The 8,124-nt window shown below is 72.3% G+C and carries 10 protein-coding genes; 5 read left to right on the plus strand and 5 right to left on the minus strand.

Features of this window, described 5'->3' with window-relative positions:
- A partial coding sequence (locus B8460_RS08915; RefSeq protein ID WP_048861241.1) for a glutamate--tRNA ligase family protein occupies window positions 1–453 on the minus strand: 453 nt, incomplete at its 3' end.
- 18 nt (window positions 454–471) lie between these two features.
- On the opposite strand from B8460_RS08915, the gene B8460_RS08920 reads away from it, so the two are divergent.
- Both B8460_RS08920 and B8460_RS08925 read left to right on the plus strand, forming a co-directional pair.
- A complete protein-coding gene (locus B8460_RS08920) occupies window positions 472–1,125 on the plus strand; it encodes an alpha/beta hydrolase (protein WP_048861242.1) in 654 nt (217 codons plus the stop codon).
- Between the two features lie 184 nt (window positions 1,126–1,309).
- Window positions 1,310–1,870 (plus strand): HNH endonuclease, encoded by a 561-nt coding sequence (locus tag B8460_RS08925; RefSeq protein WP_048861243.1) that lies wholly within the window; start codon window positions 1,310–1,312, stop codon window positions 1,868–1,870.
- Here B8460_RS08925 and B8460_RS08930 read toward each other — a convergent pair.
- Genes B8460_RS08930 through B8460_RS08940 form a run of 3 tightly spaced genes read right to left on the minus strand, consistent with a single transcriptional unit; the run spans window position 1,843 to window position 4,208 of the window.
- Entirely contained in the window at window positions 1,843–3,015 is a 1,173-nt protein-coding gene (locus B8460_RS08930; protein ID WP_052945187.1) for a methyltransferase domain-containing protein, read from the minus strand. The two genes, B8460_RS08925 and B8460_RS08930, sit on opposite strands and share 28 nt — an antisense overlap.
- Window positions 3,016–3,072: 57 nt before the next feature.
- Entirely contained in the window at window positions 3,073–3,699 is a 627-nt protein-coding gene (locus tag B8460_RS08935) for a demethoxyubiquinone hydroxylase family protein (RefSeq protein ID WP_084623398.1), read from the minus strand.
- A complete protein-coding gene (locus B8460_RS08940; RefSeq protein WP_084623399.1) occupies window positions 3,696–4,208 on the minus strand; it encodes a disulfide bond formation protein B in 513 nt (170 codons plus the stop codon). The genes B8460_RS08935 and B8460_RS08940 overlap by 4 nt, the downstream gene beginning before the upstream one ends.
- An 86-nt stretch (window positions 4,209–4,294) precedes the next feature.
- Here B8460_RS08940 and B8460_RS08945 point away from each other — a divergent pair, with 86 nt between their 5' ends.
- Entirely contained in the window at window positions 4,295–4,921 is a 627-nt protein-coding gene (locus B8460_RS08945; RefSeq protein WP_048861244.1) for a glutathione S-transferase family protein, read from the plus strand.
- Between the two features lie 30 nt (window positions 4,922–4,951).
- Here the strand turns inward: B8460_RS08945 and B8460_RS08950 are convergent, their stop codons facing one another.
- Window positions 4,952–5,854 carry a diacylglycerol/lipid kinase family protein gene (locus tag B8460_RS08950; protein WP_241771153.1) on the minus strand — a complete coding sequence of 301 codons (903 nt, stop codon included), beginning with the start codon at window positions 5,852–5,854 and terminating at the stop codon, window positions 4,952–4,954.
- 184 nt (window positions 5,855–6,038) lie between these two features.
- On the opposite strand from B8460_RS08950, the gene B8460_RS08955 reads away from it, so the two are divergent.
- Together B8460_RS08955 and B8460_RS08960 are read left to right on the plus strand one after the other, a co-directional pair.
- Entirely contained in the window at window positions 6,039–6,944 is a 906-nt protein-coding gene (locus B8460_RS08955) for a UDP-2,3-diacylglucosamine diphosphatase (RefSeq protein WP_048861245.1), read from the plus strand.
- A 53-nt stretch (window positions 6,945–6,997) separates the two neighbouring features.
- Window positions 6,998–8,029 (plus strand): glycosyltransferase family 4 protein, encoded by a 1,032-nt coding sequence (locus B8460_RS08960; protein ID WP_241771154.1) that lies wholly within the window; start codon window positions 6,998–7,000, stop codon window positions 8,027–8,029.
- The last annotated feature ends 95 nt before the right edge of the window (window positions 8,030–8,124 follow it).

Raw genomic sequence — 8,124 nt, forward strand, 5'->3', positions numbered from 1 at the left:
CATGTCGAGCCGCCACGCATGCGGCGCCCCGGCGGCGATCCGCGCCGCCCGCGTCGCGGGCGACAGGTCACGGCAGGTGCCGGGATAGACCGTGCCGCCGTCCGGCGCCGCGTGCGGGGCGGACTGCGCCTGCGCGATGTCGGCACGCGAGCAGAAGCAGGGATAAAGCAGGCCGCGCCGTTCCAGGCGCGCGAGCGCGGCGCGGTAGTCCGTCATGTGGGCCGACTGCACCCGCACGGGGCCGTCCCAGACCAGCCCCAGCCAGCGCAGATCCTCCAGGATCGCGGCGGCGTATGCGGGGCGGCAGCGCGCCGGATCGATGTCCTCCAGCCGCAGCAGGAACCGCCCGCCGGCCCGCCGGGCCGCGCGCTCGGCCACCAGCGCCGCGTGGATGTGGCCGATATGGAGATAGCCGGTCGGGCTCGGCGCGAAGCGGGTGACGGTGGACGGCATGACGGGCAGACTAGGCCGATGCAGACCAAACTCGATGGCCCGCGCCTCGGCGCGCAGCCGGGGCCGGCCCGGCATCTCGTCGTCATCTGCCACGGCGTCGGCGCGAGCGGCGACGACCTGATCGGCCTCGCCCATGCCTGGGCACCGGTGCTGCCGGCGGTCGCCTTCGCCGCCCCGGATGCGCCCTTCGCCTATGACGCGGCGCCGACGGGGCGGCAATGGTGGAGCCTGGCCGACCGGGCGCCGGCGAAGATGGAGGCGGGGGTGCGCGCGGCCGCGCCGTATCTCGACGCCTTCATCGCGGCGGAACTGGAACGCCTCGGCCTGCCGCCGGACGCCTATGCGCTGGCGGGCTTCAGCCAGGGCGCCATGACGGTGCTGTTCACGGGGCCGCGCCGCCTGCCGCCGCCGCGGGCGATCCTGGCCTATGCGGGCGCGCTGATCGCGCCCGACACGCTGGCCGCCGAGGCTCGCAACCACGCGCCCGTGCTGATCGTGCACGGCGAGGCGGACGACGTGGTGCCGCCCGCCCGCTCGCACGAGGCGGAAGCGCGGCTGCGTGAAGCGGGCTTTCCGGTGGAGGCGCATTACATTCCGGATCTCGATCATTCGCTCGACCCGACCGCCGTCACGCTGGGTGCTGCGTTCCTGCGGGCGGCGCTCGGCGGCTGACGCGGGGCGCATGACAGCGCCGTGAAAGCGGCGGCCCGCGGCTTGCGACGTCGCGCCGCGTCTGCGATAACGCCCAGAGGCTTACGGCAGCGCACAACATCTGGCGGCTTCCGGGCTCTTGGACCCCCAGATGAGGGATCGCCGCAGGGCGGTCGCTTCTGGCTGCACGGGACAGGAGCAGTACTTGCCTGACGGCGGTCAGCACTTTCCGGCACTCGTCCTGAACGCGGATTTCCGGCCCCTGTCGTATTTTCCGCTGTCGCTGTGGTCCTGGCAGGACGCCGTGAAGGCCGTCTTCCTCGACCGCGTCTCCGTCCTGTCCGAATACGAGACCGAGGTGCGCTCGCCCAGCATGTCGATGCGCCTGCCGAGCGTGATCGCGCTGAAGGACTACATCCCCGCCGCGCGCCGCCCCGCCTTCACCCGGTTCAACGTGTTTCTGCGCGACGGCTTCGCCTGCCAGTATTGCGGCGAGCGGTTCCCGACGCCGGATCTGACTTTCGATCACGTCATCCCGCGCAGCCGGGGCGGCCGCACGACGTGGGAAAACGTCGTCACCGCCTGCGGCTGCTGCAACCTGCGCAAGGGCTCGTGCCTGCCGCGCGAATGCCACATGCACCCGCGCGTCAGCCCCCGCCAGCCGACCACGTGGGAACTGCAGGACCAGGGCCGCGCCTTCCCGCCCAACTATCTGCACGAAAGCTGGCGGGATTACCTCTACTGGGACAGCGAACTGGAAAGCTGAGACGGCGGCGCATCGCCGTCGCCGCGCCGGCGGCCCCATCCGCCCCGCGCCGCGCGCATGAAACGCGTCCAGCGCCACGAACGCGACGACTTCAGGCGCGCGAGTTCTTCCGCAAGCGCCTTGATCTGTTGGCTTTGTCGATCAAGCTCCGCGCGCAACGCCGCTTCCCGAGACGCGAGATTGTCGCGCTCTGCCTCCGCCTGCGCCGTTGCAGCGGCGGCCGCGTCGAGGCGGGCTACCAGCGTATCCCACAAGGTGGCGCCATCCGGGCCGGCGCCGTCGCCCCTCGTCACGAGTTGCCTCGCCTCCAGCCTGTCCAACACCGCGCGGAACGACCCGCCGAGACCGCCAGGCGTGCCTTCGGGCGGCCGACGCAGCACCGCCAGCATCTCCAGATCGTTCACCGGCGTCGGCTGAAACCGCACCAGCTCGAATGGCATCAGATCAAGGTCCGCCAGCGCGGCGCACAAACCGGGGAACGTGGCGACCGTGAAGACCCAGCAATGCGAGTCGTGATAGGCGCCGTCCAACGCCGTTCGGCAGAGCGCCAGAACGCCGTGCGGTCCGTTGCGGCGACGCAGACGTGCCGGCTCCAGCGTGCCGGCCCATGCCGCGGCCACGTCCACCTCGACGAGGTTGGCGAAGTGATCGAAGACCTGCCCGGGAGTCGGGCGGCGCACACCGCGGACATAGGACTCGATGACATCCGCGAGGCGCGAGGTCTGGCGTAGCAGATCGAAGGTGTAGCGCTTGTCCGGCACCACCAGCATCAATTCTCCGCCCGGACGCAGCACCTCCGCCACCTCGTGCAGCCAGCCGACCAGGTCGGGCACGTGCTCGATGACATGCGCGGCGATCGCGTAGTTGAAGGGGGCACGGCCGGCGAGACATTCCGCCAGGGATTGTTCGCCCCACACGGCATCCACCGACACGATGCGGTCGATATCGACGTTCGGGTCGCCGCGATACTTCTCGCGCAACGCCTCGGTCGGGGCATGATCCACATACGTCACGGCCGCAAGCGAGGGGGGTATCACCGGCCTGTTGAGCGCCCCGATCTCCAAGCCCCGCGCGGCCGCGAGATCGATGTCGCCCAGCAGGAAGCGCGCACGCGCCGACAGCTCCGGTGGATGCGTTGCCCGCACGTGGACCCCTCCCAAACCGTTAGTGCCCACCCCTGGGCCGGCCGCTACGACGGTCTGTCACACCCTCTCGCTCAACGCGATCGCGACGCGGCAGCCGGTGCGGATGAGGCCGTAGAGCAGGCGATAGCCGGGCGTCTGTTCCGCCTCGTGCGCGAGGCCGATGTCGCGGTGTTCGAGTTCTTCCTCGCGGAACGTCTCGATGATGCCGCGCAGGTCCGCCTCGTCCTCGCCCAGCTCGGCGGCCTGGGCGGCGTAGTGTTCGTCGATCGCCTCCTCCACCGCGACGGTGCAGGCCATGGCCGCCCGCTCGCCGAGCCGGGCGGTGACCGCGCCGAGGGCGAAGCCGGCGACGTGCCAGAACGGCAGCAGCGCGGTCGGCCGCACCCGGCGGCGGGTGATCAGCTCCTCGAACTTCGCCCGGTGCACCTCCTCCTGCGCCAGCATGTGGCGGAGGATGTCGCCCTTCGGCCCCTGCCCCAGCACGGCGAGCTGCCCGGCATAGATGCGGGTCGCACCATATTCGCCGGCGTGATCGACGCGGATCATCCGGGCCAGGCGCTCCGCGCGATCGGCCGCGTCCGGCATCGCCTGCCAGATGGGCGCGTGAGGGACGGGCGCGGCGGGCGTCACCGCCGGCAGTCCGGCCGCGGGCGGCGATGCGGTCGTCTCGGTGTGCTCGGTCATGCGTATCCCTTGCCTCCGATGCGCCGGCGGGGGATCGGGCGCGTCACCGCCGCCAGCAGGAACAGCGAAAACGCCAGCGCGTACAGCAGGTCGAGGGCCGCCAGCGACAGCGGCACCGGCCCCAGCACATAGACCGGGGTGTCGCAGGGCATCTCCGGGCGCAGCGGCATCGCCGCGAGGCGGTCCGCGATGCTCCCCGACAGATGCGGCGCCGCGCATTCCGGCAGCGGACTCGGCCACCAGCCCTGCTCCACGCCGACATGGACCGCGCCGAGCATCACGCCGCCCAGCATGGCGGCGAAGGCGAGCACCAGCACCGCCCGCGCCGCGCGCCCCGGCAGCACGAAGGCGATCAGCCCGAGGGCGAGCACGATCCGATACGGCCAGCGCTCCAGCAGGCAGAGCGGGCAGGGCACCAGGTGGCCCCACCACTCGGCGGAGAAGGCGGCGGCGAGGGCGGCGAGGGCGCCGAGCACGGTCAGCAGGGCGGCGCTTCGTATGGGCGTCATGCCGGGCAGATGCGCTTGCCGCGGCGGTCGCGCAAGGCGCCGGCCGCGGTAGGATCGCACCCGGTCAGGCGGGGGAGCCGATTGGCATGAACACGCTCTGGGGACGCGCGACGTCCAGCAACGTGATGAAGGTGCTGTGGCTCGCCGACGAACTCGCCATTCCCTACACGCTGCGCGAGGTCGGCGGCCCTTATGGCGGGACCGACACGCCCGAATATCGCGCGATGAACCCGACCGGCCTCGTGCCGACCTGGCAGGAGAGCAACTGGTCGCTGTGGGAGAGCAACGCGATCCTGCGCCACCTCGCGGCCACGCATGCCGGCGGCACGCCGTTCTGGCCGCCCGACGCGCGCCGCCGCGCGGAGATCGACCGCTGGATGGACGCGCAGCAGACGCTGCTGACGCCGGCGCAGAACGTCGTCTTCCTCGGCCTGGTGCGCACCGCGCCGGAGGCGCGCGACATGGCGGCGATCCGCGCCGCGACGGCGCGGGCCGACGCGGCATGGCGGATCCTCGATGCGCAGATCGCCCGCAGCGGCGCCTATGTCACCGGCGCCGCCCTCAGCCTCGCGGATATCTGCTGGGGCGTGCACGTCCACCGCTGGTTCAACATGGACGTGGACCGGAGCGAGTCGCCCGCCCTGCGCCGCTGGTACGAGCGTCTGCTGGCGCTGCCGGCCTATGCCCGGCACTGCGCCCGCCCCCTCGTCTAGGTCCCGGCCGGCGGGCGCCCCGGCGCCGCCTTATCCGACCACGACATCGATCGGGGCGGGCGCGTCGCGGACCGACAGCGGCGTCATCCCGGCGGCGTCGCCGTCCGCCTGCACACAGACCGGCAGATTGCCCAGCACGTCGATGCTGCGCGCGCGGACATGGCGCACCCACGGCGCGCGCGACAGCAGGCCGAGCGGCAGAGCGGCGCCGGACAGCAGCGCGGGCAGCGCGCCGGGGCGGTCGAACAACGCCACCGAAAACCCGGCCTCGGACGGGCACGCGTCGGGGGCCAGAAGATAGGGGCCGGCATAGAGCCGCCCCTTGCTGATGATGGCGCTCGCGGCCGTCGTCTCCGTCCCGTCGATGCGCAGGGTGAGCGGGTCGAAGCGGTAGCGCAGGAGTTCGCGCAGCGTCTGCATGACATAGGCGCCACGACCGCAGCGGCGCTTCAGCGCCGAGGGCAGCCGGTGGACGACCTGCGCGTCGAAGCCGATGCCGAGCATCTGGACGAACAGGTGCTGGCGTCCCTCGCCGATGACGAGGCCGGGCCATAGCGGGCGGGTCCGGCCGAAGGCGAGCGCCGCGGCGACCGCGCGCGGCGCGAAGGAGAGTTGCAGCTCCTGCGCCAGCACGTTCGCCGTGCCGAGCGGGATGATGCCGAGCCGTGCCTCGGCGCCGATCAGCCCGTTCGCGACCTCGGCGATGGTGCCGTCGCCGCCGGCGGCGACGACGAGCCGCGCCCCCGCCCGCGACGCCTCGCGGGCCAGCGCCTCCGCGTGACCGGGCCGCAGCGTCTCCACCAGATCGAGCCGCACGCCGTTGGCGACGAGCACGTCGAGCACGCGCCACAGCAGCGCCGCGCGGCGGCGCCCGGCCGTCGGATTGAACACCACGACCATCGACGAGCGGAGCGCGGCGGCGCGGTGCAACACGGCGGACTCGCCTCCAGCGGGAGAAACGTCACCGATGACACGGCCACGTGTCAGCACGATGAAGGTTCCGCGTCGACGCGATGACGATGCCGACGCGATCGGACGCGCGCGGGCGGTCATGCAAACTTCACTTCGACGGCGCGGCGCAACGTCCTAAGTGGCGCGCGCGGATGAAGGATGCGTCATGAACGCCATCGCTCCACTGAATCTCCCGACCCGCAGCGCGCAGGCGGGCGACCGCTACCGCAGCATCTTCATCTCCGACCTGCATCTGGGAACCCGTGGCTGCCGCAGCGACTTCCTCGTTGATTTCCTGCGCAACAACGGCTGCGAGCACCTGTATCTGGTCGGCGACGTGATCGACGGCTGGCGGCTGCGCAAGTCCTGGTACTGGGACGCGACGCATGACGAGGTGCTGCGGCTCATTCTCGCGCATGCGCGGGCGGGCACCGAGGTGACGTATATCCCCGGCAATCACGACGAGATGTTCCGCGCCTGGCTGCCGCTCGGCCTGGAGATCGCGGGCGTGCGGCTGCGGCAGGACGCGACGCATGTCACCGCCGACGGTCGGCGGCTATTGGTGATGCACGGCGACGAGTTCGACAGCGTCGTCCGCTACGCGCGCTTCCTCGCGCTGCTGGGCGACTGGGCCTATACGGCGGCGCTGGTCGCCAACCGCTGGTTCAACGCCGCGCGCCGCCGGCTCGGCTATCCCTACTGGTCGCTGTCGGCGTGGCTGAAGCGGCAGGTCAAGGAGGCGGTGAAGGCGATCGACCGGTTCGAAAGCGCCGTCGCGCACGAGGCGGAACGGCGCGGCTACGACGGGGTGGTGTGCGGCCACATCCACCACGCGGAGATGCGCAAGGTCGGCCGGGTGATGTACATCAACGACGGCGACTGGGTGGAAAGCTGCACCGCGCTGGTCGAGCATCACGACGGACGGCTCGAGCTGATCGACTGGGCGGCGCGCGCCGGCCTCAGTTTCCACACGTCGCGCGGCGCCGCGATCGCCGCCGCCGCCGCCCGGACATCCGGCCCCGCCGTCGCCCCGCCCGTGCCGGCGCGTGCCGGCGCGCTGCAAAGCGTCTGAGGCCCGTCCTGCTCGACGCAGTCCCGGCCGGCGGACGCCGGCGCATCCTGATCGTGTCCGATGCCTGGACGCCGCAGGTCAACGGCGTGGTGCGCACCCTCGCCACCGTCGCGACCGAACTGGCCGCGATGGGTCACGCGGTCGAGGTCATCGGACCCGACCGGTTCCGCACCATCCCCTGCCCCACCTATCCCGAAATCCGCCTCGCGCTCGCGCCCGGGCGGCGGCTGGCGCGGATGATCGCGGCCTTCGCGCCCGATCACCTGCACATCGCGACGGAAGGACCGCTCGGCCTCGCCGCGCGCGCCTGGGCGCGGCGGCGGCGGGCGCATTTCACGACCAGCTTCCACACACGCTTCGCCGAATATCTGGCCGCGCGCACGCGGCTGCCGGCCGGGCTGTTCTATCCGCCGCTGCGCCGCTTCCATGCCGCCGCCGACGCGACCCTGGTGGCGACGCCGTCGCTGATGGACGATCTCGCCGCGCGCGGCTTCGCCCGGCTCGCGCCGTGGACGCGCGGTGTCGATCTGGACGCCTTCCGGCCCGGCGGCGCGGACATGTGGGCCGGACTGCCGCGCCCGGTGTTCGCCTATGTCGGGCGCGTCGCGGTGGAGAAGAACATCGCGGCCTTCCTTCGTCTCGATCTGCCGGGATCGAAGGTCGTGGTCGGCGGCGGGCCGCAGCTCGCCGCGCTGCGCGCCGCCTATCCCGGCGCCGTCTATACCGGGCCACGCTTCGGGACGGATCTCGCCGCCTCCTATGCGTCGGCCGACGTGCTGGTCTTCCCGAGCCGGACCGACACGTTCGGCTTGGTGCTGCTGGAAAGCCTCGCCTGCGGCACGCCCTTCGCCGCCTATGACGTCACCGGGCCGAAGGACATCCTGGCCACCGCGCCGGAGCCCGTGGGGGCGGTGGGTGACGACCTGCGCGCGGCCGCCCTGCGCGCGCTGACGATCCGCCGGGAGGCCTGCCGCGCACATGCGGAGCGATACGAGTGGCGTGCCTGCGCGCTGCGCTTCGTGGAGGCGCTGGTGCCCCTCGACGGCTTGCCGGCGGACGCGGCGGCGCCCATCTCGGCGGCGTGAGCACCGAGACACCGCCCGCCTCGCGCCGACCTGCCGGCCCTGCAAGCCCGTCCCCGGCCTCTCCCGCGACGCAGCCGGCGACGACGGGCACGGCC

It is taken from the genome of Acidisphaera rubrifaciens HS-AP3 (genome assembly GCF_000964365.1).
GTDB lineage: Bacteria > Pseudomonadota > Alphaproteobacteria > Acetobacterales > Acetobacteraceae > Acidisphaera > Acidisphaera rubrifaciens.

What these genes read in the sequence shown, in the direction of transcription:
- B8460_RS08920 (WP_048861242.1), top strand. Translation starts at nt 472, where the DNA reads ATGCAGACCAAACTCGATGGCCCGCGCCTCGGCGCGCAGCCGGGGCCG.
- B8460_RS08935 (WP_084623398.1), bottom strand. Translation starts at nt 3,699, where the DNA reads ATGACCGAGCACACCGAGACGACCGCATCGCCGCCCGCGGCCGGACTG.
- B8460_RS08940 (WP_084623399.1), bottom strand. Translation starts at nt 4,208, where the DNA reads ATGACGCCCATACGAAGCGCCGCCCTGCTGACCGTGCTCGGCGCCCTC.
- B8460_RS08945 (WP_048861244.1), top strand. Translation starts at nt 4,295, where the DNA reads ATGAACACGCTCTGGGGACGCGCGACGTCCAGCAACGTGATGAAGGTG.
- B8460_RS08955 (WP_048861245.1), top strand. Translation starts at nt 6,039, where the DNA reads ATGAACGCCATCGCTCCACTGAATCTCCCGACCCGCAGCGCGCAGGCG.